This window comes from Lactobacillus intestinalis, from assembly GCF_024397795.1.
Lineage (GTDB): Bacteria > Bacillota > Bacilli > Lactobacillales > Lactobacillaceae > Lactobacillus > Lactobacillus intestinalis.
Window position 1 is genome coordinate 844,897 of the sequence record NZ_CP072983.1, and the last position, 23,926, is coordinate 868,822.

Sequence of the window (23,926 nt, forward strand, 5' to 3'; positions counted from 1 at the left end):
TGGCCAAAAAATAGCGAATCAACTATCTCCGCAGAGTAATTGATTCGCCACTAAAATGGAATGCTTTTAGTATTCAAATTTTATGCTTTACTTGGCAAAGGCTGTACTCATGATTAAAAGTACCGCACCAATTGCGACAAGAAAGCCCACAATTCCTAATATGAAATTCATAGTAATCATCTTCTTCTATATACTCTTTATATGTGGTTATAAGATAAGTATACCATTAATAGAAGAAGATGAAAGCGATTTACTCGAGTAAGTCGCCAAATTTGGCTTCAGTAATCTTCTGTAAGTCGCTTGGCGCAAGAAATACACTACGTCCAACTTTACCGCTAGAAACACCGATTTCTTTTTCATTTTTCATACTATTATCTAGATAAATAGGGTAGTGATGAGTAAAATGGATTCCGATGGGTGTATTGGCACCATGAACATAGCCGGTAGTTTTTTCTAGTTTTTTGAGTGGAATCATTTCACACTTTTTATTACCAGAAATTTTAGCCAGCTTCTTCATACTCAAATGTTCAGTAACTGGAATTACTCCAACTAATGGACCAGTCTTATTGCCCTCGCAAGCTAGAGTCTTATAGACCAAATGCTCATCTTCATTTAAAATAGAAGTATCCATTTGCGCAATTCCGCCTTTATCTTCGCGGGTCGCAAATTCAGCTTGACGGTATTTAATTTTATGTTGGTCAAGAATCTTCTCGACTAAAGTTTTCTCGAGTTTATTTTTCTTTTTCTTCTTCGACATTTTTATCACCGTTATTATCATAGCATTAGGAAAGATTTTTCTAAAGGAGTTAATATGAAGTTATTAGTTATTAAAATTGCCACTAGTCATGAAATTGAAGATGCGCTAAGTGTGTATAGCCAAGACAATTTAAACGCGCTAGGAGTAGAAACTAGAAAACGCAGCGATTTTGAACAAGCTGGGTGGCTTCATGATTCAACTGTAGTTGAACTAGATGATATTAAAGACCTTCCAGAAGACATGCAGTTTATGGCTTACTTTGATGAAGAAGCCGATAAGGAAGATTTAGTTAAAAAGTACCAAAAGAAGCTTGAAGAATTGAAGGGCTACGGTTTAAATGTTGGCGAAGGTGAAATCACCACTTCTTACATTGCTGATCAAGATTGGAATACTGCTTGGCAAAAATACTACCATGTGATTGATTTTTCTCGTCACTTAGCTATTGTGCCAGAATGGGAAGATTATAAGCCTACTTTTCCTGATCAAAAATTAATCAAGCTCGATCCGGGTCTCGCCTTTGGTACTGGTAATCATAAAACGACCCAACTCGCCATGATGGGACTTGAAAGAGTAATGATTAAGCCTCAAACTGTTGTGGATGTTGGTACGGGTTCGGGAATCTTGGCAATTGCGGCCAGCAAATTGGGGGCCAGTCAAGTTTTAGCCACAGATATTTCCGATGAATCAATGACTGCGGCAAAGGAAAACTCAGCTTTAAACGATATTACTAATATTGAACTTCAAAAAACGAGCTTGTTACAGGATGTAAAAGGTAAATTTGATATTATTGTAGCTAACATTTTAGCTGAAATTTTACTCGATTTGATTCCGCAAATGGATGAACATTTAAACGAAAATGGTCAAGTTATCTTTTCTGGGATTGATTACCTACAATTACCGAAGATTGAGAAGGCTTTAGACGAAAATGGCTTTAAGATCGATCTTACCATGAAGCAAGGTCGTTGGATTGGATTAGGAATTACTAGAAAAGATAGCTAAAAGTGGTAAAATAAGAAGTTAAATTAAGCTTAGATGAGGAAAATGCGATTTTTATGAATATAATTAAACAAAAGCTCACTCAAATTCCAATTTTAAAGAAATTGAATAAATTTAGGCCGATGCCGGTAATTTGGTGGGGCGTTGTGATTGCTGTTTTACCTTACATTTCTAGTTTATTAAAAATTGGAATTGTATGGCGGATAGGGATCGTATTCTTAATTGTTAACTGTCTGATTAGCTATCATGTAGGTAAGTTGATAAAAAGTCGAAGAATTAGTAATTTATGGATAATTTGTTTACCGATTATTTTTTGTTTAGCTATTTTACCTAAGTTTGCTAGTTATAATTGGGTTTTAGGACTGGTTTACCTTATCTTTGAACTCTTTGGCTTAATGGATAATAATTTTTACCGTTAGAAGGGATGATCGTCAATGTCAAAGTATGTTGAAATGACTCATGATCAGGTAATTGATGTCTGCAAAAGCTATATGAATGATGAGCAGGTTGCTTTTGTTGAAAAGGCTTATGAATACGCTGAAAATGCTCACTCTGGACAAAAGCGTGCTTCTGGTCAGCCATACATTATTCACCCAACTCAAGTGGCTGGTACTTTGGCTACTTTAGGTCTTGATCCAGATACAGTAGCTGCGGGGTTTCTACATGATACTGTTGAAGATACGCCAACTACTAATGATGATATAAAAAATGAGTTTGGGGAAGATGTTGCCTTTATTGTTGATGGGGTAACTAAACTTAATAAGTACCAATACAAATCACATCAGGAATTTTTGGCTGAAAATCATCGTAAGATGTTAATAGCAATGGCAAAAGATTTGCGTGTAATTATGGTTAAATTGGCCGATCGTTTGCACAATATGCATACTTTGCAACATTTGCGTCCTGATAAACAACGTCGAATTTCTTCAGAAACTATGGATATTTATGCTCCTTTGGCTGATCGTTTAGGTATTGGGACAATTAAATGGGAACTGGAAGATATGAGTTTCCATTACTTGAATCCAGAAGCTTATTACCGCATTGTTAGTTTAATGGATGTTAAACGTAGTGAGCGTGAAAAGTACATCTCAGATGCTATTTCAGTAATGAAAAGTACTTTAGATGGCCTGGGAATTAAATATGAAATTTATGGTCGTCCTAAGCATATTTATTCCATCTATAAAAAGATGGTTGATAAGCATAAAGATTTTGAAGAAATTTATGACTTATTAGCTGTTAGAGTGATTGTTAAGACTGTCAGAGATTGTTATGCAGTTTTAGGGGCTGTTCATACTGAATGGAAACCAATGCCAGGTAGATTTAAGGATTATATCGCTGTTCCTAAAGTAAATGGTTATCAGTCACTCCACACTACAATTATCGGACCTGGTGGTAAGCCGCTTGAAATTCAAATTAGAACTGAACAAATGCATGAAGTAGCTGAATATGGTGTGGCTGCCCACTGGGCATATAAGCGTGGCAATTTTGACGGTGTCGAGGAAAGCACTTCTGGTGAAAAACTTGATATGGTGCGTGAAATCCTAGAATTAAAGGATGAAACTAAAGATGCCGGCGAATTCATGAAGAGCGTTAAAAGTGATATTTTCTCGGATCGCGTGTATGTCTTTACTCCTCGAGGTGAAGTCTATGAATTGCCTAAGGGATCGGTGACTTTAGATTTTGCTTATGCCATCCATACCCAAGTAGGGAGCCATGCAGTTGGTGCTAAAGTTAATAATAAATTGGTTCCACTGGATTATAAGCTTAAAAACGGTGATGTAATTGAGATTATGACCCAAACTAATGCAACTCCATCTCGTGATTGGGTTGACATGGTTAAAACTTCCAGAGCTCGTAACAAAATTCGACGTTACTTTAGAGCACAAGATCGTGAGCAAAGTATTCAAGAAGGTGAACAAGAAGTTGCCAATATTTTGCGTGAACATGATTTAAGTGCAAAAGAATTTATGGATAAAGAGCATATTGAAAAGATTCTGGAGCATTTTAACTATCGAACTCCGGATGAATTATATGCTGCAATTGGATTTGGGGATCAATCTGCGATTGGGGTTTACAACCGTTTAACCATAGATATTCGTCGAAAAGATGAACAAGAAAAGCAGAAGAAACGAGAAGAAGCTATTTTGAATTCTGGACAGCAAGCAGCTGTTCCAGATAAAAAGCCTAAGAATAGTTCTTCTACAATGAAAGTTAAGCATAAGAATGGAGTTATGATCCAAGGGGTTAGTGACTTAATGCTCCATTTGGCTAAGTGCTGTAACCCAGTTCCAGGAGACAAGATAATCGGTTATGTAACTAAGGGGCGCGGAGTAACTATTCATCGTGCTGATTGTCGCAATATTACTAAAGAGGCCCAAGAACAAGGGCGCTTAATTGATGTTGAATGGGAGAATGTAGAGGAAAATAGTGCTCAAGCATTCAATGCCAATATTGAAGTCTTTGGTTATAATCGAGGTAATTTACTTAGTGACGTAATTAATAAGCTTAATTCATTAACTAAAAACATTAACAACATTTCTGGTAAAGTTAATGAAGAAAATATTGCTCATATTTATGTAACCGTTGCGGTTAAGAATGCCGATCAGCTTAGTGACATTTTAAGTAAGTTACGAGATATTCCTGATGTATATGAAACAAAGAGGTCAGATAATTAATGAGAGTTGTTATTCAGCGCGTTAATCATGCTAAAGTTGATATTGACAATAAGACAGTCGGAAAGATTGGCAGAGGATTTTTACTGTTAGTTGGTTTAAAAAATGGTGATGAATTGGCTACTGTTAAGAAAGCTGCCGATAAGATTAGCAAGATGCGAATTTTTGAAGATGAAGAAGGTAAAACTAATTTATCTTTAAAAGACGTAAATGGCGAAATCTTAAGTGTAAGTCAATTTACTTTACTTGCTAATACTAAAAAAGGGAACCGTCCAAGTTTTGTAGAAGCAATGAGACCTCCTAAATCGAAGGAATTGTGGGAAGACTTTAATCAAGAACTTGAAGACCATGGCTTCCATGTAGAAACCGGTGAATTTGGGGCTGATATGCAAGTCAGCTTAGAAAATGATGGCCCTTTTACTATTGTTTTAGACCTGTAGCAAATTTTATTTAAATCGCTTACAGAGGTTGACAATATTCGTTTAAAAATATAAGCTAAAAAAGAATTATCGATGACAAAGAATGAAGATTAGCATGTGCTCTATTGAAAGAGACCGCAGTTTGGTGAAAAAGCGGATAGAGAGCTGTCTGTGACAACTTTATCAGATAATGGTTCGTTTCGCGAGCGTTAATCGTAGCAACCAAAAGGTGGTACCGTGCTAATTTTTGAGCGCCCTTGATTAGTTTCAAGGACGCTTTTTTGTTAATTAAATTAAAAAGGATGATAAAATGCGAGTTCAAAGACCTAAAGGAACAGTGGACATTCTACCTGAAAATTCTGGCTCTTGGGAAAAGGTAGAAGAAACTGCTAGAAACTTTTTTAAGCGTGCTAATTATCGTGAAATCCGTACGCCAAGTTTTGAAAATTATGAAGTGTTCTCTCGTTCAAGTGGTGAATCTTCAGATGTTGTTTCAAAAGAAATGTACGATTTTAATGATAAAGGTGGCCGTCATATAGCTCTTCGTCCTGAAGGGACTGCGGGTGTTGTTCGTGCCTATGTTGAAAATAAACTTTATGGCCCCGATGTAGTAAAGCCATTCAATGTTTACTATATTGACAACACTTTTAGATATGAAAGACCTCAAGCGGGACGTCAACGTGAATTTCACCAAATCGGTGTTGAAAGTTTTGGCTCAAGTAGTCCATTAGCAGATGTTGAAACAATTATGATGGGCCATGATTTATTGGCTGAACTTGGTGTGAAGAATTATGAATTACACATCAACACTTTAGGAAACAATCAAGTCCGTCAAGATTACCATGATGCTTTAGTAAATTACTTTACTCCAGTCAAGGATCAATTATCAGAAGATTCTCAAAGACGTCTTGAAATGAATCCACTTAGAATTCTTGATTCTAAGGCAGAAGAAGATAAACAATTTTTACCCAATGCACCAAAAATTGTTGATTATCTTGATGATGAATCAAAGGAAAACTTTGAAACTATTACCACCATGCTTACTCAATTAGGCATTAACTATGTAATGGACGACGATTTGGTACGTGGACTTGATTACTACACCGGGATCATCTTTGAGTTTATGGTAGAGGATAAGAATCTTTGGGAGTCCGCAACCACTATTCTTGGTGGTGGCCGTTATGATCACTTAGTTGAAGAATTTGACGGTCCTCAAACTCCAGCTGTTGGTTTTGGTATTGGTGAAGAAAGATTAATGCTTGTTTTGAAAGAGCAAAATCCTAATTTATTTAAAGATGAAGGAATCGATTTCTTCATTACCAATATTGGTGCTGGCACAGAAATGAAGACTGTTGAAATTGCACGTTCTCTTAGAAAACAAGGCTTTAAGACTCAATACGATGTTGATCAAAAGAAACTTAAGGCACAATTTAGAAAAGCTGATCGTGTACATGCTAAGTATGTAATTACTTTGGGTGCTAAAGAACTTGAAAATGGCGTTTTGAATATCAAACGCTTATCCGATGGTAAGACTATCGATTTAAGTCTTGAAGATTTAAATGATATGCAAATTGTAATGAAAAAATTAGAGGATTAAAGAATGGAACATATGGAAAAAAGAACAGACTATGCTGGCAACATTACTAGCAAGTATGAAGGACAAGAAGTAAATCTTTATGGTTGGATTCAACGTGTACGTAACCTTGGTAATTTAGTATTTATTGATTTGCGTGACCGTGAAGGTATTGTTCAGGTTGTTGTTAACAAAGATTCCGGTAATGATTTAATGGAAGTAGCAGACTCACTTGGTAGTGAAGATGTTATTCAAGTAAAAGGAAAGGTAGTTAAACGTTCAAGTGTTAACCCAGATATGAAAACTGGGGAAGTTGAAGTAGATGCTACTGAAATTGATGTTTTAAACAAATCAAAGGTTCCTCCATTTGAAATTAAGGATGACATTAACGCGGCTGAACAAACTCGTTTAAAGTACCGTTATCTTGACTTGCGTCGTCCAACCCTTCAAAAAGCTATTATGTTACGTGCAAAGATTTTGCGTGCAGTTCACGAATACTTTGACGAAAATGGCTTTATTGATATTGAAACTCCAATTTTAGGTAAGTCATCTCCTGAAGGTGCGCGTGACTACTTAGTTCCTTCAAGAATTTATCCTGGTAGTTTTTACGCACTTCCACAATCACCACAATTGTTTAAGCAATTGTTAATGGGTGCTGGATTTGACAAGTACTACCAATTGGCTCGTTGTTTCCGTGATGAAGACCTTCGTGGTGATCGTCAGCCAGAATTTACTCAAATTGATATGGAAACTTCTTTCACTGATGAAAAGCAAGTTCAAGACTACACTGAAGGTCTTTTAAAGAAGATCATGAAAGATGTTATGAATATTGATCTGAAGACTCCTATCAAGCGTATTACTTGGGATGAGGCAATGAACAAGTACGGTTCGGACAAGCCTGATACTCGTTATGAAATGTACCTTCATGATTTAAGCCCAATTTTTAAAGATAGTGACTTTAAGGTATTTTCAGGTGCTATTGCTGATGGTGGTGTTGTTAAGGGAATTGCTGTTAAAAACGGTGCTAAGCAATATTCACGTAAAAAGATTGAAGAAAAGCAAGATTATATCAAGCGTTATCATGCAAAGGGACTTGCATGGGTTAAGTACGAAGACGGTGAATTCTCAGGTCCTGTTTCACGTTTCTTAACTAATGAAAATAAAGAAGCTTTAATTAAGGAATTTGGCCTTGAAGGCGGAGAACTAGTAGTCATGGTAGCTGATAAGTGGAAGGTAGTTACTGATTCACTTGATCACTTACGTCGTGAATTTGCTCATGAAACTGGTATTATTCCAGAAGGTGTCTTTGACTTTGTATGGGTTGTTGATTGGCCATTATTCGAATATGATGAAGGTTTAGGTCGTTGGATCGCAGCTCACCACCCATTCACTATGCCAGACGATGAGGGCATTAAGCTTCTTGATACTGATCCTCATAAAGCTCATGCTCGTTCATATGATATTGTTATGAACGGAGATGAAATGGGTGGTGGATCAATCCGTATCCATAAGCGTTCAATCCAAGAAAAGATGTTGAAGGCTTTAGGTTTCACTAAGAAACGTGCTTATGAACAATTTGGTTACTTATTAGATGCTTTGGACATGGGATTCCCACCACACGCTGGTTTGGCTATTGGTCTTGACCGTTTAGCAATGATGTTAGCAGGTAAGGACAATATTCGTGACGTTACTGCCTTTCCAAAGAATGCTTCTGCTTCAGAACCAATGATGCATGCACCAGCTCCAGTTGCTGATCAACAATTAGCTGACATTGGTATTGAAATTGAAAAACAATACGAAGATAGCGTTAAGGAAACTGAAGAGCGTCTAGAAAAAGAAGCTCAAGAAGATGCTGCCAAGAATTCTACTTGGGATGAAGATTAATTAGGAAAAGTGCCAGCTTGCTGGTGCTTTTTTATTCATTAATATAAATTATGTAAAATTTATCCAACTTAATCGCTTTCACCACACTTGTTACCAATTTGTAATTTAGTAATATAAAAAATCTGCTATAGTTATCAATTGGAATATAGATGAATTAAAAGATGTTAAACGTAGTTTGTTAAATCTAAAAAGTGATTTTAAGAGGGATATAATTGCAAAAGAATAAGAAAAATTTAGTAGGTATTTTAGCATGTGCTGGTGTAATTGCTACAACTGCAATTACTAATGTTGGTAATGAACATCATAGTCAAGTCGTTCAAGCTGCTAGAACGTCCGTAAATGCAAGATCTTATGGTGTTGATGTATCTGTTTATCAATCTGGAAGTGTAAAGAGTACTGCCAATGCTGGAGCTAAATTTGCGATTGTTAAAGTTAGTGAAGGTACTGGCTATCGTAATCCAAAGGCCTCTCAACAAATAGCAAGTGCAAAAGCTAATAATATGCTTCCAATGGCATATCACTTTGCTTTGTTTGGCGCTAATTCTGGTGCGGCAGTAGCAGAAGCAAATTATGCTGTTGCTAGTGCTCGAGCAACTGGCCTTCCTAAGGGATCATATATTGCCTGTGATTGGGAAACTGGTGACGGAAATAATGTTAATGGTGGACGTGAAGCAAGTGCCAATGCTATTCTTGCTTTCATGAACCAAATTAAGGCCCAAGGCTATCAACCACTTCTTTATTCAGGTGCATCTTTATTGAATAATAATATAAATACTGGAAAAATTACTTCTAAGTATCCAAATTCACTCTGGGTAGCTAGTTATGCTACTATGGGTAGAATTGATAATCCAGACTTTTCATATTTCCCATCAATGAATGGAGTAGCTATTTGGCAATTTACTGATAATTGGCGTGGCTTAAATGTTGATGGTAACATTAGTCTTTTACCACTTAAGTATGGCAATAGTGCTTCTAGTCAAGCTCCAAAGGCTAAGTATGTTAAGAACAAGAAGACAGTAATGCATACTGCAGCAGTTTATAATAAAGATGGCGTAAAGACAGGTAAAAAAGTTTCTGCCTACAAGAAAGTCACTGTCCTTGGTGGGACTGTTTCAATCAAGGGTAAGAATTATTACCGAATTGGGGATCACGAATATATTCGTCTTGCCAATGTTGATGGAACTCCACGTACTGTAAAACATACTGCTTTTGTTTATAACAATAAAGGTAAGCGCGTGCGTCGTGTAAAAGCCATTAAGAAGAATGCACGTGTGGCTACTTATGGCAAGAAGAAGATCAAGAACAAGAGTTACTATAAGATCAACAAGAACCGTTATGTAAAGGTTAAGAATTTTAAGTAAAAAAATAGAGCTTAGCAATTTGCTAAGCTTTATTTTTTTAGATATTTTCTACATATTTTTCAATTCTACGAAGAGCTTCTTTTAAATTTTCAGTAGATGAAGCATAAGATAAACGAACATATCCTTGACCACCTTTTCCGAAATAGCGGCCTGGAGTTACACCTACTTTTGCTTTAGTTGCTAGTTCGTTGGCAAAAGCCTCATCATCAGTACCGAAGCTATCTGGAATTTTTGCAAAAATATAGAATGCGCCTTGAGGAGTGGACATCTCAAAACCTAATTTTTCAAGTCCGCTCTTCATGAATTTGAGACGTTCTTCGTAAATCTTACGAGCTTTTATAGGATCGTTTTTTCCATTATTAAGTGCTTCAATGGCTGCAGCTTGAACATTATCAGTTACTGATGTAACTAAAAATGCATTTATTTTACAGATACTAGCCATAATTTCTTTAGGACCAGCAATATACCCTAAACGCCAGCCTGTCATAGCATAAGCTTTAGATAAGCCGGAAATTAAAATGTTTCTTTCCGGAATGTACTCGGAAAGGGAATGGTGGACATTATCTTCGTAAACAAGCTCACCGTAAATTTCGTCAGTGATAGAGAATAATTGATACTTTTTAATAATTTCAGCAAGTTTTTTCAAAGTATCACTTGGATAAACGCGTCCAGTTGGATTGGAAGGATCGGTTAAAATAATAGCTTTAGCACCCTTTCCTTCGTTCAGAAGTACTTTTTCTAAGTGCTCTGGAGTTAAAACAAAACCATCTTTTGAAGTATCAATTTGAACTGGAATAGCTCCTGTTAATTTAATTAATTGGAAATATAAAGCCCAAACAGGGGTAGGAACTAAAATTTTGTCACCAGGATTTAAAATAGTCATGAAAACATCATTTAATGCTCCAGTAGCTCCAACAGTTACACAAATTTCACTAGTTGGATCATAATCCACATTGAGACTTCTTTTTAAATAATCACTGATAGCTTGGCGAAGTTCTGGCTTACCAGCTTGAGGCGCGTAATGGGAATCGTTGGCGTTAATGTCCGCAATAGCGGCTTCTTTAACGTGTTCAGGAGTATTTAAATCAGGCTCGCCAATTGTTAATTTAATAATTCCAGGGATCTTAGAAGCTTTTTCATCAAAAGCACGGATCTTAGATGGAGTTAGTGAATTTAAGCGAGTATTACGTGTCATTGATAAATCGTCTGCTAATTTTGGCATATTTAATGCTTCCTTTCTCTCATTGATATTAATTTTAAATTACTCGAAAACTTGAGACAACATTTTTTTACTTAAATTTGGTATATTGAATAATAGATCAGAAAAAAGGTGATATGAATGCTAGATAAAAAAGAAAAATTGAAGAAATTAACTCAGGAGCAATATGAGGTTACGCAAAATGCGGCTACCGAATATCCATTTACTGGGAAGTATGACGATTTTTACGATAAAGGAATTTATGTAGATGTAGTATCTGGTGAGCCTTTGTTCTCTAGTCAAGATAAATACAATGCGGGATGTGGTTGGCCAAGTTTTACTAAACCGATTAAAAAACTTGTATATCATCGAGATCAATCCCATAATATGGAAAGAACTGAAGTAAAAAGCCCCGAAGCGGATTCGCATTTAGGCCATGTTTTTACTGATGGGCCTACTGCGACAGGAGGATTGAGATACTGCATTAACTCTGCTGCGCTTAAGTTTATTCCTTATGATGAGCTTGATAAACAAGGATATGGTGAATATAAAAAATTATTTGATAATTGATTTAAATCAAGTTATTAAATCTGATTTCAGGATAAAATCTAAGAGAGATAGGGAGGAACGATTATGGCAAAGATAAAATTTACGCAGGCGGCATTGGATTATTTGAAAAAAAGAGATGTTTTAGGTCACCCGATGCTTTTAATTGCTGATGATGCAGGAGGGAAATATTCGATGCTGGGAGGATCATGTAGTATGGGGATGCATTTTTCTATTATTAAACTTGATCATCCCGATAAAGATTATCCCGTAGTTTTGCATAATAATGCAGGTGTAAAAATCTATACTTCTGATTATGATTTAACTTTGCTTGGCGATAATTTAGTACTTGACTATAAGAATGCTGGCTTAATGCTTAAGAGTGATAGTGGTTTATTGGATGGAGCAGTAGGAATTGGTAACGGACCTGAACTTTTGAAAGCTAATTATGATGTTAAGCAAGGTCAAGTTAAAAATTGTTAAATATCAATAAATATCATTTAACTTTTAAATGAAAATGGATTAGGATAGTAAGTGACTGAGGTCCTTCCTCCTAGAAGTGTAATAGATTTTTCTTCAATTTCAGTTAAGAACTAGTAGATAACGACTACTAGTTCTTTTTTATTCAAAAATTTAATAAATAACAATTTTAAGTATAAAGTGCAGAACTGATATATTAGTATGATGAATTGCTTGTAGACTAAGCTTTATATGATAACGATCTAATTAAATTTCTGATTTAGTAGTAGTTATATCAACTTTTGGCTTTTTTAATGTTGATTTTTGAGAGAAATAGAGTATGATGAAAGGTAAATGAGGGGACTAATGATGGATATAGATAAGATTAAAAATAACAAAAGAACACCAATGGTAATAAGTTTGATACAGTTGTATCGTCGAGCAGAATTTGATGAAGCCACAATTATGACCCAGCTAGTTGATGGTTATAGTCGTAGTTTTTCAAGAGATGAGTTAAAGTTTTTAGTAGATTCAATTAAATAAAAAATTCGCGAAACTAATCATACTTAGTTTCGCTTTTTTGTCTTCATTTTTGTTGACAAGTACCTAAAATGAATGCAAATTATTGTTGATAATCAACAATAAAGGAGAAGATAAAATGAGTACACTTTTAGTTATTCAAGCTCATCCACATACTACTAATAGTTTGTCATTAAATGTTGGCAAAAATTTATTGAGGAGTACAAATTAAATCATCCTACAGATAAAATTATTATTTGTGATCTTTATGAGGGTCAAGGAGTTCCACCATTAAATGATGTTACTATGGAGGCTTGGCGTAAGCAGAAATTCAATGAGAAAATGACGACAGAAGAAAAGGCTCTTTTAAAACGTCATAATAAAAAGACATTCCATTTTAAAAACAACTCGGGTTCAGCTCTAATGGACTTAGGAAGTTTATATCTAACTAATATGCTGAAATTCTACGGTATTCAAGACATTGAAAGTATCTATCGTAGCTTTACATATTTTGTCAGCTTTGGAAATAAAAAGTAAAACTGGAGTTGAATTAGAAACCGAATTGCAAGTTACTAGAGGGGGGAATTACTCGTGCTGCAAAGAAGTTATTGCAATTTGAGTTGATAATTGTACAAAAGGCACCAAATGATAAAAAGAAAATATATTATGCATTGACTTCTAATGGAAAAGTTGTTGCTAAATTACATGATGAAATGCATCAAGAAATTATTACAGAGATTGAAGAAAAATTTTCCGATTAATATTCAGAAAACGAATTAAAAACTGTTATTAGATTTTTACATGATTTGCGTGAATTTGAAGACAACTTTTCATTGATAGCCTTATACACTTATATTAAAAAACTAATCTTTTGCAAAATTGTTACTTATCAAAAGTAACTTTGTCATATTTTCTTAAAATTTGTATATAACAAAACGTGATATAGTAGAGGTTGTAATAAGAAGAAATAAACGCGGAGGAAATCCATGCAAAAGAAAAATAAGAAGTTTTTAGGAATTTTAGCATGTGCAAGTGCTTTGGCTACTACAAGTGTCTTTTCAATTGAAGCTTTGGCCACTCCTAAAACAGCAACAGTCCAAGCTGCACGCACTTCTGTTGCTGCAAGATCATATGGTGTAGATGTATCAAGTTATCAAAGTTCTAATATAGCAAGTACTGCGCAAGCTGGAGCCCAGTTTGCAATTGTAAAAGTAAGTGAAGGTACAAGTTATCGTAATCCTAAGGCCGCTCAACAAATTGCCAGTGCAAATGCAACAAACATGATGCCGATGGCATATCACTTTGCTACTTTTGGCGCAAATAGTGCTGCAGCAGCTAATGAAGGGAATTATGCTGTAGCAAGTGCTAAAGCTTTAGGATTGCCAGCTGGTTCATATATTGCCTGTGACTGGGAAACTGGTCAAGGTAACAATGTTAATGGTGGTAAGGATGCCAGTGCAAATGCAATCGTTGCTTTTATGGATAAGGTTAAGGCTGCAGGTTATCAACCACTTCTTTATTCCGGTGCATACTTACTTAACAATAATGTAAATACCAACATTGTATTAAATAAGTATCCAAACGCTCTTTGGGTTGCAAGTTATGCCACTATGGGCCGAATTGACACCGCTGATTTTAACTACTTCCCATCTATGAATGGTGTTGCAATTTGGCAATTTACTGATAATTGGCGTGGATTAAATGTTGATGGAAACATTACTTTGCTTCCATTGCAATTTAACAATCCTAATAATGTAACTGATTCAAATGCAACTAAGGAGCCATCATCACAAGGTCCAACCAATCCAAACGCAGCCATTAGTGAACAAGCTAAGCCTGCTGACAATAAGACTACTCCTTCTTCACCAGCTGAAGTTAAAACCCAAAAGACTGTAATGCATAAAGCTTATGTTTACGATAAAGATGGCCACAAGGTTGAAGGTAAAGTTTACAGTGCTTATAGCTCAATAACTGTCTTAGGCGGAATTGTAGCTATGCATAATCATGATTACTACAAGGTTGGTGATAACCAATACGTTGTTGTTGGTAATATCGATGGTACTAAGCGTGTATTGAAGAAGAATGCTTACGTTTACAACAATAAGGGTAGACGTGTCTACGTTCCAACTTTAAGACGCGGAATTACTGTTCCAACTTATGGCTCTTCAATGACCATCAATGGTAAGAAGCACTACCGTATCAACAAGAATCGTTATGTTAAAGTAGCTAACTTTAGATAAATATAACAAAAAGATCACTTTGAGCAAGATGCTTGGAGGGATCTTTTTTGTGGGTATAATAAACCAGATTGATAAATGAGTTGGAGGTATTTAAAATGACGAAAAATAATGAGCAATCTCAATATAACACGGCCATCTTTGCCGGCGGATGTTTTTGGTGCATGGTGGAGCCATTTGATACAGTAAAAGGTGTTAAAAGAGTGATATCTGGCTATACAGGGGGACACGTCGCTAATCCGACTTATCAAGAAGTTTGTTCTGGAACTACGGGTCATACTGAAGCAGTAGAAATCACTTATGATCCAAACGAAATTTCTTATGAAGAGCTTCTTAATTATTATTGGCAAGTAACTGATCCAACAGACGCTATGGGTCAATTTCAAGATCGTGGAGACAATTATCGTCCAGTGATTTTTTACAATTCTGACGAGCAAAAATTAGCCGCTGAGAAGTCAAAACAGGAGCTTGAAGAGAGCGGTAAATTTGATCAGCCAATTGTAACTAAAATTGAACCAGCTGCTCCTTTTTATCCAGCAGAAGAGTATCACCAAGATTTTTATAAAAAAGATCCCTTAAGATATGCAATGGAAGAAGCTGGAGGACGTGCTCAATTTATCAAGAAACATTGGCAAAAATAATATTTAAGGTTGGTTAGCTGGGCGACTTTTGTTAAACTTTATGTTGAAGATTAAGGATATTTTTTGAGGAATTAATTTAACATGGATCAAATTGACAAGTTCAATCGAAGATATAATTTTGTTTCTAAGCTGTCAGCGGCCTTCTTTTATGCTATTGCTGTGGCAATTGCCCTAAACTTTTTCTGGACCCCAGGTCATATGTACTCGTCTGGGATTACTGGGTTTGCTCAGTTGATAAATTCAATGAGTGAACGCTTTTTACCTTTTACGATTTCTACATCTTTAATGTACTTTGTGTTAAATGTACCATTATTTGTTCTAGGCTGGGTAAAAATAGGGCATAAATTTACCTTTTTCACTATTATAGCCGTTGTACTTGGCTCAATTATGATGAAGGTTGTTCAACCTTTAAGCGTCCATTGGGATCCCCTGTTATGTGCGATTTTTGGGGGAACCATTAATGGTATTGGGACTGGTTTTGCCTTAAAGAACGGAATTTCTACTGGTGGATTAGACATTATAGGAATCGTTATTCGGCAAAAAACCGGTACCAGCTACGGAAAATTTAATATATTAGTTAATTTAGTAATTATTGCGGCAGCTGGATTTGTATTTGGCTGGACGAGAGCACTTTATTCAGCTTTAACTATTTTTATTAATGGGCGAGTAATAGATAGCGTCTATACTCAACATAAGAAAATGCAAGTAATGATTGTGACAGAGCATCCTCAACCAATTATTGATGGAATTCAAAATAAGATGCACCGTGGAATTACGATTATTCATGATGCGGAAGGAGCTTTTGGTCATACTGAAAAAACGGTCTTAATTACCATTATTGATCGCTATGACATGTATGATATTCGGCAAATTATCACACAAGCTGATCCATATGCTTTTGTAAGTGTGAGTGAAGTGGAAAAAGTTTATGGACGATTCAAAGAGCAAGAAATTGTTTAATATAAAAAAGCATTCAAGATCTTGAATGCTTTTTTATTATTTATTCATGTTATCTTCAATAACCTTAACTGGATTTAACCAAGTACCTACATCGCGATACCAATTGTTGCAGGGATAGCCATGTTGATTAATATACTTATGGTTAGTTTTAGTTACACCTAAGTGAAGGTGACTACCAGTTAATTTACCGATTTTTTGACCCGTCTTAATTTTTTGACCAGGTTTTACGGTAATATCTTTACGCGAATTAAAACCTTCTTGGTAGATTTCAACGTATTTATCAGGGCTAATTACCCAAACATACCAGCCAAGTCCCGGTGCTTGTCGTACTTCTTTAACAGTTCCGGGGTGAATAGCTTTTACTGTGCTGTGACCTACTTCAGAAAAGCCAAAGTCCCAACCGTCATGGAAGTAGCTAAGTGGGCTGAGGGAACGAGCATAGTCAGTCATTCCAAAAGTTTGAGCTTTGTACATTGGTCGAACTCCATTTTTCTTTTGACTTGCAAATGGGTAAGCCCAAGTAAGTTTTTTAGTTTCTTTATCAGTAGTTGAAGAATTTGTTTCTTGATTGCTGTTGACTACATCTTCAGTAGTGAAACCAACGTTGTTTGAATTAGATGCAGCAGAAGCCACATTGGAAATCAATCCAAAATTACTAATTAAAAATGCACCAGCTAATAATTTGATTAAATTACGTTTCTTTACCATTTAAATTTTACTTACAAGTTAAACTTGTAAAATCTTCACTCCTTTTATTTATAAACAGGATCTATTTTAGCCGGAGAATATTACATAATAGTTACAGACAAAAAATAAGCAAGTTACAAAATTTGCTTATTTTGGTTATTAAATTTTAGTCTCCAATTTCAAATGAATGGCGAGGTAACGAGTGTAGTGAAAATGGAGCCCTAAATTTTAGAAAAAATTCTTTATGACTTTTAGCAGAGGAATGCTTAGGTGTGTTTTAAAAGGATAAAATATTTTCTAAAATCAATCTGTCGATGGGAGATGAGCGAAAAGCTCTGGGGGATCGACAGATGATTAAAATGTCGGTACAATAATGTTGTTTAGATTATGGCTGATGAATTAAGTGATCAAGATGCGTTTTTTGATTAGGTCGACAGATAAGTGGTTTAAAATTGTTGATATATCAAGGCTTACGATAGCAATAGTTTTTATTTAACTTAAGAGGAATGTAAATACCAAGGGTGATATTCCCGATCAATTGATGGTTAATTCGAATTTACCCGATAGTGAAGTACCTAAGGTCGTTTTACACGAAATAGGTCATTATATCCATGATGATGCAATGGTTAATAATTATTTGCACGATTATTACGTGAGAATAAAATCCGAAAGCACCGCAAATCAATTCATGATTCGAGAACTTATAAAAGAATATGTGGATTATGGTTTTGATGCTAAAAGAGCAAATTATATAAATTTAGCTAAAAACTTAGGTGTCAAGAATTATCAAGATGTTGAAATTGAATTATCTAAGTATTTGATGAAAGATAGTCCAGATCCGGAAGACTCAAAAAGCTGATATTTTGGAGGAAAAGAATTTGGAAAATAAAACAATTAAAAGAAGAAATATCATAGGTATAATGCTACTTATTTGTGCAGTAATAAGTTTTCTTTGCGTTTTTACTGGTGGTTTATTTAATATTACTTTTGTAGTATTAAGCGCTGTTCCTGGTTGTTACTTTGTAAAAACGAATGCAGGTCCAATTTATAAACAAAATGAGCGAATTTTAAAAATCACATTTTATATTTTTGCTTTTATTATTTTATTACTTAGTTCACATGTAAATGTAGGATCTGTTATGTCTACTGATATAATAATTATTCTCTATTCTATTGGCGCACCTTGGGGCAAAAATGGTTATAAGCAATGTCCTTATGTTAAAACTAAACCTGAAAAAGTTTTAACTAAAAACTGGTGGTTTTACGTTTCTGCGGCTGCCTTTTTATTGATTGCTTATGCCACCGCTGAATCAAATATTGATACTTCGTCAAGTGATAGCTCTCAAAGTACTTCAGCTAAAAGCAAAAATTATATTAGTTTAGATGGACAACACATTTATTACACTAATTATAAAAAATATAAAATTGGTGACCCAGACAACTCATGGTCAAATGCTACAGCAAAAATAAACAATATAACTATTTATAAAACTGAGAGTGGTTATACTTATGGCTCTAAGCGTGGGAGAAAATCAGTAGAAGGCATGTTAGCAATTAATGTAACAGTTAAAGCTTTGAAAGATATTGATATACTTATGAATAGTGCAACTGTAAGTATCCCAAGCATTAATGAACAACATGATATTGAAACCAAAGACGATTGGGACGAGCTAGATAAAGGAATGTCTAAAACTGGGACGGTTTATATTCCAATTTACAAGTTAAAAAATATTAATAAAATACAATCACTTAGATTTAAATTTGATTGTGAATTACAAAATAATCAAGATGCTGATGATTACGATCATACCTATGATATGACCGTAAATTTAAAGTAAAGTATAAAAATAAGCCCGTCTATTTGAGATAGACAGCCTTTTAATTTAGCAGGTTTTTATTTAACTTAAGAGGAATGTAAATTTTAAAAAAGCTGATCAACGTGCATTATAGATTAGATTAAATCAAAAACCATTCTAGAGAAAAATTCTAGAATGGTCTTTTAACGTAAGTAGGATATTATAAAAATATATTTATTAAAGAGTTTTAATTTAATCCTCAATTCCCAAGTGGTGCATGATTAAAGCTGCAGTTTCTTCAATAGATCGATGAGATACGTTAATTACGTAGCAACCTAATTTCTTGTAAAGCTTTTGAGCAGACTCAAGCTCCTCATTGATAGAGTCCATATTTGAATAAGTAGTATCTGGATTTAAACCATAAGAAATCATTCTTTGACGTCTGATTTCATTTAAAACTGATGGATCATTAGTTAATCCGATAATTTTCTTTGGGTTGATCTCATAGATTTCTTTAGGGATGTGAGTTTGAGGAACTAGTGGTAAGTTAGCAACCTTTAAGTTCTTATTTGCTAAAAATAGTGATAAAGGTGTCTTAGAGGTTCTTGAAACTCCAAGCAAAACTACATCTGCTTCAAGAAAGCCTTTAGGATCCTTACCGTCATCATACATAACTGCAAATTCCATTGCAGAAATTCGATCAAAGTATTTTTGGTTTAGTTTATGTTGGGCACCGATCTTTTCCACTGGACGCATCCCAGTAGTTTGTTGAATTGCCTCTACAACAGGGGAGAAGATATCCACGCTTTGAATATTATGTTCTCTCGCAAATTTGATTACTGGAAGTTGCATGTCGTCTTTAACTAAGCTATAGAGAATAACTAAATGAGGATATTTCTCAATCTCTTTAAAGACTTCATCTAGCTTTTTCTTATCAGTAATAAATGGGTAACGACGATAATTAATCTGTGTATCTGGAAATTCAGCAGCTGCAGCAGTTGCATTGTTAAAAGCGGTATCTCCCGCAGCATCGGAAATGATAATAATATTGACTTCTTCTTTTTTATTGTTTGTTACGTTTTCTGGCATATAAAGCACCTCTTTCTAAATAAGATTATACCTAAAGAGGACGATTTTTGAAATCGCTTTATCAACTTGTAAACCGATTTTTAGTGAAGAAGAAAAATATTTTAAAAAATTTTGCTGTATCTATTGACCGATAATTAAGGTTTGCTATAATTTAATTAAACGTATGGCGTAACGCCAAGAAATGGAAGGAGGGATCACACATGGCTAAGACAATCGTTCACGAAAACGAGTCTATTGATGATGCTCTTCGTCGTTTCAAGCGTTCCGTTTCTAGAAGTGGTACCTTACAAGAATACCGCAAGCGCGAATTCTATGAAAAGCCAAGTGTTCGCAGAAAGCTTAAGTCAGAAGCTGCACGCAAACGTAGACATTATTAATTAACAAAGAGGCTCTCGTCTTTAGACGGGAGTTTTTTTGTTTCTTGAAAATAATATATATTATTTTATCATTTTAATAAGTCTGCTATAATTTCATTTGTAGGTTTTATTTTTAAGGAAGAGGGAACTACATTGAGTTTATCTGATAATATCATGTCTGATATGAAGCAAGCTATGAAGGAACATGATAAAATTAAGTTGAACACAGTGCGAATGATCAAGTCTGCACTGATGAATGAAAAAATTAAGTTAGGTCATGAATTGAATTCTGATGAAGAATTAACAGTTCTGAATCGTGAAAGAAAACAAAGAGAAGAATCAATTGAAGAATTTGTTAAAGCTTCACGTGATGATTTAGCTGAAGAAACTAAAAAAGAATTGGCCGTAGTTGAAAGCTATATGCCAAAGCAACTTTCAAAAGATGAGCTTGAGAAGATTGTTAAAGAAACAGTCGCAGAAGTTGGCGCAAAAGGTAAATCTGACTTTGGTAAAGTAATGAAGAGCTTAATGCCAAAAGTTAAAGGCCGCGCTGATGGTAAAGAAGCTTCAGCTATAGTTCGTGACCAGTTAAATTAAGCATTAGAAGGAGCAGATTTAGTTGGCTCAAACAACTTTTATTCCTAAAAATCCAGATAGTATTCAAAAACTAGTTGGAATTAACGATGGTAATTTAAAACTTTTATCTGAAGGCTACAATGTTTCAGTAACGGATACTGGAAATGAAATTGTAATTTCTGGAGACGAAAACGGTGTAAAAAAAGTAGTTCAAGTTTTAAAGGCTTTAGACAGCGTTGTGAATACCGGCGTTAACGTTGGTGCGCCCGATGTTGTTAGTGCTATGAAAATGGTGGACAAAGGTACAGTAGAGTATTTTGCGGATCTCTATAAAAAGGTTTTAATTCAGGATGCTAAAGGTAAACCGATTAGAGTCAAAAATATGGGGCAGAAGCGCTATGTCGATGCCATTAATAAGCAAGATGTAGTCTTTGGAATTGGACCAGCCGGAACGGGTAAAACTTTTTTGGCCGTTGTGTGTGCGATTGCAGCTTTTAAAAAAGGTGAAGTTTCCCGAATTATTCTTACTAGACCTGCTGTTGAAGCTGGGGAATCTCTGGGATTTTTACCAGGCGATTTAAAAGAAAAAGTTGATCCATATTTGAGACCAATCTATGACTCCTTGTATGCTATTTTAGGTAGAAATACTACAGAGCGTTTAATGGAAAGAGGAGTAATTGAAGTAGCTCCTCTAGCTTACATGCGTGGTCGAACTTTAGATGATGCCTTTGTAATTTTGGATGAGGCTCAAAACACTACTGATGCTCAAATGAAGATGTTCTTGACTCGACTTGGTTTTAATTCAAAGATGATTGTGAATGGGGACATGACTCAGGTTGATTTACCAGGTAGACAGAGAAGTGGATTGATTGATGCTCAACGAATTTTAAAGGGTATTGATCAAATTGAGTTTATTCAATTTACTGCTAATGATGTTGTAAGACACCCTGTAGTAGCTAAAATTATTAATGCTTATGAACAAAAGGATGCACAAAGATAATGAACCCAATTGAAATTACCTATAATGATGAAGTTGGCTTTTTAGATGATAAGCGTGATTGGAAAAAGTGGATTATGGATCTACTTTTAATGGCAAAAAAAGAAATTGGCAAAGATACAAATTTAGAAATGAGTATTAACTTTGTGGATGAAGCTAAAAGTCACGAGATTAATCTAAAGTATCGTGATAAAGATCGTCCAACTGATGTCATTTCATTTGCTATTGAAGATGGCGAAGAAGGACTTGACATGTCTGAATTCTTTGCAGATCCAGATTTCCAAGAAGATATTGGCGATTTATTTATGTGTCCTAGCGTGATTAAACGTCACAGTGTAGAATATGGTACAGGCTTTGATCGAGAATTTGGCTATACTGTAGTTCATGGCTTTCTTCATTTAAATGGATATGACCATATTAAACCAGAGGAAGCTAAGGAAATGTTTGGTATTCAAGGTAAAGTATTGGAGGAATATGGCTTACCGCTGTATCCGAACCAATTAGATAAAGGACGAGGCAAATAGAATGAGTGAAGAAAAAGATTTTAAATCAGGTTTTGTTGCTTTAGTAGGGCGTCCTAATGTAGGAAAATCAACTTTGATGAACTATTTAGTCGGTCAAAAAGTTGCAATTACTTCCAATAAACCACAAACTACTCGTAATCGAATTTCGGGAATTTATACTTCTAATGAGATGCAAGTGGTTTTTGTCGACACTCCAGGGATTTTTAAACCACATTCTAAGCTTGATGATTACATGGATAAAGCAAGTTTATCTAGTCTAAATGATGTAGATCTTGTTTTGTTTATGGTTGAACCAGAAGAAGCTGGAAAGGGAGATCAGTTTATTGCTGAGCAACTAAAGAATGTCAAAGTTCCAGTTTTCTTAGTAATTAATAAAATTGATCAAGTTCATCCGGATCAATTATTACCAATTATTGATTCTTATCGTAAGTTAGGTGATTTTGCAGAGTTTTTGCCTATTTCTGCTACTCAAGGTAACGGAGTCAGTGATTTACTTAATGCAATTCATAAGTACTTACCAGAAGGTCCTCAATATTATGGTAGTGATCAAATTACCGATCGACCTGAATATTTTGTAGTGGCAGAACTCATTAGAGAACAAATTTTACATTTGACTTCTCAAGAAGTGCCTCATGCTACTGCAGTGGCTGTTGATCAAATGAACCAACGAGTAAATGGAAAGCTTCAAATTGATGCGACAATTTATGTTGAACGTGATGGCCAAAAGGGCATTCTTATCGGTAAAGGCGGTAAGATGCTTAAACAAATCGGAATTAATTCACGTAAGCAAATTGAAGATTTGCTAGGTGAAAAGGTCAATTTACGTTTATGGGTAAAAGTTCAACCTAACTGGCGCTCAGATCCAAACTTTTTAAAGCGAATTGGTTATGATAAAAAGGAACTTTCTTAAAGATGCGTGAACTAAAAGAAGTTCAAGGAATTGTCTTTAAACGAAGAAAATATAAGGATACTGATTTAATTGTAAAAATCATGACTAAAAATAATGGCATAATTTCTTTAATTGTGAAGGGAGCAATGCGGCCAAAATCAAAATTAAATGCGGCCACTTTGAATTTCTCATATGGAACCTATGTTATTTATACTAGTGGTCATGGATTAAGTAGCCTGAGAACTTATAAAGAAGTAAAGCAACTTGATGGGATATATGATGACCTAATCAAGAATGCTTATGCTTCTTTTATTTTGGATTTAATCGATCATGCTTTTGTAGAATATCAATCAATTGGAAAATATTATGATTTAGCCGATTTTGCAATTCACAAAATAAATGAAGGTGTTGATCCTGAAATTATTACTCAGATTGTCCAAATGCAACTCTTAACGGCTTTTGGAGTACAACCAGAACTGCACCGTTGCTTAATTTGTAAAAAAGCAGAGGGAATATTTGACTATTCTATTAAGCTGGGTGGGATAATTTGCAGTGATCATTTTAATGATGTTCAGTCACGACTCTATTTAAAGCCTAAGCAAACCGCTCTTCTTAGAACGATGGGATTAGTCCCGATTGAACGTTTAGGGAAGATTTCACTTCAATCAGAGACTAAATTGGCTACTAGAAAGGCAATTGATCGAATTTATAGAGAAACGATTGATCTTAATTTAAAAACAAAAAAATTCCTTGACGAAATGAAATTTTTTAGTTAATGAAACACTAGTTT

26 protein-coding genes are annotated in these 23,926 nt (G+C 34.9%); 22 read left to right on the forward strand and 4 right to left on the reverse strand.

Annotated elements, in window-relative coordinates; translation table 11 throughout:
* Window positions 1-250 precede the first annotated feature (250 nt).
* Window positions 251-757, reverse strand: coding sequence for a Cys-tRNA(Pro) deacylase (ybaK, locus tag KBW87_RS03800; RefSeq protein ID WP_057811025.1), 507 nt, complete (start codon window positions 755-757; stop codon window positions 251-253).
* Between the two features lie 54 nt (window positions 758-811).
* Between ybaK and prmA the strand changes: the two genes are divergently transcribed.
* The 7 genes from prmA (at window position 812) to KBW87_RS03835 (ending at window position 9,662) form a co-directional block, all read left to right on the forward strand.
* Window positions 812-1,756, forward strand: coding sequence for a 50S ribosomal protein L11 methyltransferase (prmA, locus tag KBW87_RS03805; protein ID WP_057811027.1), 945 nt, complete (start codon window positions 812-814; stop codon window positions 1,754-1,756).
* 53 nt (window positions 1,757-1,809) lie between these two features.
* On the forward strand, window positions 1,810-2,172 hold the full coding sequence (locus tag KBW87_RS03810) for a hypothetical protein (RefSeq protein WP_057811029.1): 363 nt from the start codon (window positions 1,810-1,812) through the stop codon (window positions 2,170-2,172).
* 15 nt (window positions 2,173-2,187) lie between these two features.
* On the forward strand, window positions 2,188-4,428 hold the full coding sequence (locus KBW87_RS03815) for a RelA/SpoT family protein (RefSeq protein WP_057811031.1): 2,241 nt from the start codon (window positions 2,188-2,190) through the stop codon (window positions 4,426-4,428).
* The gene (gene dtd, locus KBW87_RS03820; protein ID WP_057811033.1) at window positions 4,428-4,865 is read left to right on the forward strand and encodes a D-aminoacyl-tRNA deacylase; all 438 of its coding nucleotides are present in this window, start codon (window positions 4,428-4,430) and stop codon (window positions 4,863-4,865) included. The genes KBW87_RS03815 and dtd overlap by 1 nt, the downstream gene beginning before the upstream one ends.
* Window positions 4,866-5,154: 289 nt before the next feature.
* Window positions 5,155-6,441 carry a histidine--tRNA ligase gene (hisS, locus tag KBW87_RS03825; RefSeq protein WP_057811035.1) on the forward strand — a complete coding sequence of 429 codons (1,287 nt, stop codon included), beginning with the start codon at window positions 5,155-5,157 and terminating at the stop codon, window positions 6,439-6,441.
* A 3-nt stretch (window positions 6,442-6,444) separates the two neighbouring features.
* On the forward strand, window positions 6,445-8,301 hold the full coding sequence (gene aspS / locus KBW87_RS03830; protein ID WP_057811037.1) for an aspartate--tRNA ligase: 1,857 nt from the start codon (window positions 6,445-6,447) through the stop codon (window positions 8,299-8,301).
* A gap of 212 nt (window positions 8,302-8,513) precedes the next feature.
* Window positions 8,514-9,662, forward strand: coding sequence for a GH25 family lysozyme (locus KBW87_RS03835; protein ID WP_057811038.1), 1,149 nt, complete (start codon window positions 8,514-8,516; stop codon window positions 9,660-9,662).
* Window positions 9,663-9,699: 37 nt separating this feature from the next.
* Here KBW87_RS03835 and KBW87_RS03840 read toward each other — a convergent pair whose 3' ends face one another.
* On the reverse strand, window positions 9,700-10,884 hold the full coding sequence (locus KBW87_RS03840) for an aminotransferase class I/II-fold pyridoxal phosphate-dependent enzyme (protein WP_057811040.1): 1,185 nt from the start codon (window positions 10,882-10,884) through the stop codon (window positions 9,700-9,702).
* Window positions 10,885-11,001: 117 nt separating this feature from the next.
* On the opposite strand from KBW87_RS03840, the gene msrB reads away from it, so the two are divergent.
* From msrB to KBW87_RS03875, 7 genes are all read left to right on the forward strand, one after another.
* Window positions 11,002-11,430 carry a peptide-methionine (R)-S-oxide reductase MsrB gene (msrB, locus tag KBW87_RS03845; RefSeq protein ID WP_057811042.1) on the forward strand — a complete coding sequence of 143 codons (429 nt, stop codon included), beginning with the start codon at window positions 11,002-11,004 and terminating at the stop codon, window positions 11,428-11,430.
* A gap of 63 nt (window positions 11,431-11,493) precedes the next feature.
* Window positions 11,494-11,889 (forward strand): iron-sulfur cluster biosynthesis family protein, encoded by a 396-nt coding sequence (locus KBW87_RS03850; RefSeq protein WP_057811044.1) that lies wholly within the window; start codon window positions 11,494-11,496, stop codon window positions 11,887-11,889.
* 342 nt (window positions 11,890-12,231) lie between these two features.
* Window positions 12,232-12,408, forward strand: coding sequence for a hypothetical protein (locus tag KBW87_RS03855; RefSeq protein ID WP_004042356.1), 177 nt, complete (start codon window positions 12,232-12,234; stop codon window positions 12,406-12,408).
* Between the two features lie 282 nt (window positions 12,409-12,690).
* Complete coding sequence (locus KBW87_RS03860) at window positions 12,691-12,921, forward strand: hypothetical protein (protein WP_057811046.1); 231 nt, start codon at window positions 12,691-12,693, stop codon at window positions 12,919-12,921.
* A 449-nt stretch (window positions 12,922-13,370) separates the two neighbouring features.
* Entirely contained in the window at window positions 13,371-14,624 is a 1,254-nt protein-coding gene (locus tag KBW87_RS03865; RefSeq protein WP_057811048.1) for an SLAP domain-containing protein, read from the forward strand.
* A gap of 95 nt (window positions 14,625-14,719) precedes the next feature.
* Window positions 14,720-15,262 carry a peptide-methionine (S)-S-oxide reductase MsrA gene (gene msrA / locus KBW87_RS03870; RefSeq protein WP_057811050.1) on the forward strand — a complete coding sequence of 181 codons (543 nt, stop codon included), beginning with the start codon at window positions 14,720-14,722 and terminating at the stop codon, window positions 15,260-15,262.
* Between the two features lie 81 nt (window positions 15,263-15,343).
* Complete coding sequence (locus KBW87_RS03875) at window positions 15,344-16,222, forward strand: YitT family protein (protein ID WP_057811052.1); 879 nt, start codon at window positions 15,344-15,346, stop codon at window positions 16,220-16,222.
* A 36-nt stretch (window positions 16,223-16,258) separates the two neighbouring features.
* On the opposite strand, the gene KBW87_RS03880 is transcribed toward KBW87_RS03875, so the two are convergent.
* The gene (locus tag KBW87_RS03880) at window positions 16,259-16,930 is read right to left on the reverse strand and encodes a M23 family metallopeptidase (protein ID WP_057811053.1); all 672 of its coding nucleotides are present in this window, start codon (window positions 16,928-16,930) and stop codon (window positions 16,259-16,261) included.
* Window positions 16,931-17,447: 517 nt separating this feature from the next.
* Here KBW87_RS03880 and KBW87_RS03885 point away from each other — a divergent pair.
* Together KBW87_RS03885 and KBW87_RS03890 are read left to right on the forward strand one after the other, a co-directional pair.
* Window positions 17,448-17,768, forward strand: coding sequence for an ImmA/IrrE family metallo-endopeptidase (locus KBW87_RS03885; RefSeq protein WP_057811055.1), 321 nt, complete (start codon window positions 17,448-17,450; stop codon window positions 17,766-17,768).
* Between the two features lie 19 nt (window positions 17,769-17,787).
* Window positions 17,788-18,747, forward strand: a complete 960-nt coding sequence (locus KBW87_RS03890) for a hypothetical protein (RefSeq protein WP_057811057.1) — start codon at window positions 17,788-17,790, stop codon at window positions 18,745-18,747.
* 210 nt (window positions 18,748-18,957) lie between these two features.
* Here the strand turns inward: KBW87_RS03890 and KBW87_RS03895 are convergent, their stop codons facing one another.
* Window positions 18,958-19,794: a pyruvate, water dikinase regulatory protein gene (locus tag KBW87_RS03895; RefSeq protein ID WP_057811059.1), complete on the reverse strand. Its 837-nt coding sequence runs from the start codon at window positions 19,792-19,794 to the stop codon at window positions 18,958-18,960.
* Window positions 19,795-19,994: 200 nt separating this feature from the next.
* On the opposite strand from KBW87_RS03895, the gene rpsU reads away from it, so the two are divergent.
* The 6 genes from rpsU to recO all read left to right on the forward strand — a co-directional run bounded on the left by rpsU (window position 19,995) and on the right by recO (window position 23,912).
* Entirely contained in the window at window positions 19,995-20,171 is a 177-nt protein-coding gene (rpsU, locus tag KBW87_RS03900) for a 30S ribosomal protein S21 (RefSeq protein WP_002880182.1), read from the forward strand.
* A 132-nt stretch (window positions 20,172-20,303) separates the two neighbouring features.
* Entirely contained in the window at window positions 20,304-20,747 is a 444-nt protein-coding gene (locus KBW87_RS03905) for a GatB/YqeY domain-containing protein (protein WP_004042502.1), read from the forward strand.
* 22 nt (window positions 20,748-20,769) lie between these two features.
* Entirely contained in the window at window positions 20,770-21,726 is a 957-nt protein-coding gene (locus KBW87_RS03910; protein WP_057811060.1) for a PhoH family protein, read from the forward strand.
* Entirely contained in the window at window positions 21,726-22,247 is a 522-nt protein-coding gene (gene ybeY / locus KBW87_RS03915; protein ID WP_057811064.1) for an rRNA maturation RNase YbeY, read from the forward strand. Before KBW87_RS03910 ends, ybeY begins: the two co-directional genes overlap by 1 nt.
* A 1-nt stretch (window position 22,248) precedes the next feature.
* A complete protein-coding gene (gene era, locus KBW87_RS03920; protein WP_057811066.1) occupies window positions 22,249-23,157 on the forward strand; it encodes a GTPase Era in 909 nt (302 codons plus the stop codon).
* A 2-nt stretch (window positions 23,158-23,159) separates the two neighbouring features.
* Window positions 23,160-23,912, forward strand: coding sequence for a DNA repair protein RecO (recO, locus tag KBW87_RS03925; protein ID WP_057811068.1), 753 nt, complete (start codon window positions 23,160-23,162; stop codon window positions 23,910-23,912).
* Window positions 23,913-23,926: the final 14 nt, after the last annotated feature.

Excerpts from the sequence above, each read along its gene's own strand:
- ybaK (WP_057811025.1), bottom strand. The coding sequence starts at position 757 with ATGTCGAAGAAGAAAAAGAAAAATAAACTCGAGAAAACTTTAGTCGAG.
- prmA (WP_057811027.1), top strand. The coding sequence starts at position 812 with ATGAAGTTATTAGTTATTAAAATTGCCACTAGTCATGAAATTGAAGAT.
- KBW87_RS03810 (WP_057811029.1), top strand. The coding sequence starts at position 1,810 with ATGAATATAATTAAACAAAAGCTCACTCAAATTCCAATTTTAAAGAAA.
- KBW87_RS03815 (WP_057811031.1), top strand. The coding sequence starts at position 2,188 with ATGTCAAAGTATGTTGAAATGACTCATGATCAGGTAATTGATGTCTGC.
- dtd (WP_057811033.1), top strand. The coding sequence starts at position 4,428 with ATGAGAGTTGTTATTCAGCGCGTTAATCATGCTAAAGTTGATATTGAC.
- hisS (WP_057811035.1), top strand. The coding sequence starts at position 5,155 with ATGCGAGTTCAAAGACCTAAAGGAACAGTGGACATTCTACCTGAAAAT.
- aspS (WP_057811037.1), top strand. The coding sequence starts at position 6,445 with ATGGAACATATGGAAAAAAGAACAGACTATGCTGGCAACATTACTAGC.
- KBW87_RS03840 (WP_057811040.1), bottom strand. The coding sequence starts at position 10,884 with ATGCCAAAATTAGCAGACGATTTATCAATGACACGTAATACTCGCTTA.
- msrB (WP_057811042.1), top strand. The coding sequence starts at position 11,002 with ATGCTAGATAAAAAAGAAAAATTGAAGAAATTAACTCAGGAGCAATAT.
- KBW87_RS03850 (WP_057811044.1), top strand. The coding sequence starts at position 11,494 with ATGGCAAAGATAAAATTTACGCAGGCGGCATTGGATTATTTGAAAAAA.
- KBW87_RS03855 (WP_004042356.1), top strand. The coding sequence starts at position 12,232 with ATGATGGATATAGATAAGATTAAAAATAACAAAAGAACACCAATGGTA.
- KBW87_RS03860 (WP_057811046.1), top strand. The coding sequence starts at position 12,691 with ATGGAGGCTTGGCGTAAGCAGAAATTCAATGAGAAAATGACGACAGAA.
- KBW87_RS03865 (WP_057811048.1), top strand. The coding sequence starts at position 13,371 with ATGCAAAAGAAAAATAAGAAGTTTTTAGGAATTTTAGCATGTGCAAGT.
- msrA (WP_057811050.1), top strand. The coding sequence starts at position 14,720 with ATGACGAAAAATAATGAGCAATCTCAATATAACACGGCCATCTTTGCC.
- KBW87_RS03875 (WP_057811052.1), top strand. The coding sequence starts at position 15,344 with ATGGATCAAATTGACAAGTTCAATCGAAGATATAATTTTGTTTCTAAG.
- KBW87_RS03880 (WP_057811053.1), bottom strand. The coding sequence starts at position 16,930 with ATGGTAAAGAAACGTAATTTAATCAAATTATTAGCTGGTGCATTTTTA.
- KBW87_RS03895 (WP_057811059.1), bottom strand. The coding sequence starts at position 19,794 with ATGCCAGAAAACGTAACAAACAATAAAAAAGAAGAAGTCAATATTATT.
- rpsU (WP_002880182.1), top strand. The coding sequence starts at position 19,995 with ATGGCTAAGACAATCGTTCACGAAAACGAGTCTATTGATGATGCTCTT.
- ybeY (WP_057811064.1), top strand. The coding sequence starts at position 21,726 with ATGAACCCAATTGAAATTACCTATAATGATGAAGTTGGCTTTTTAGAT.
- era (WP_057811066.1), top strand. The coding sequence starts at position 22,249 with ATGAGTGAAGAAAAAGATTTTAAATCAGGTTTTGTTGCTTTAGTAGGG.
- recO (WP_057811068.1), top strand. The coding sequence starts at position 23,160 with ATGCGTGAACTAAAAGAAGTTCAAGGAATTGTCTTTAAACGAAGAAAA.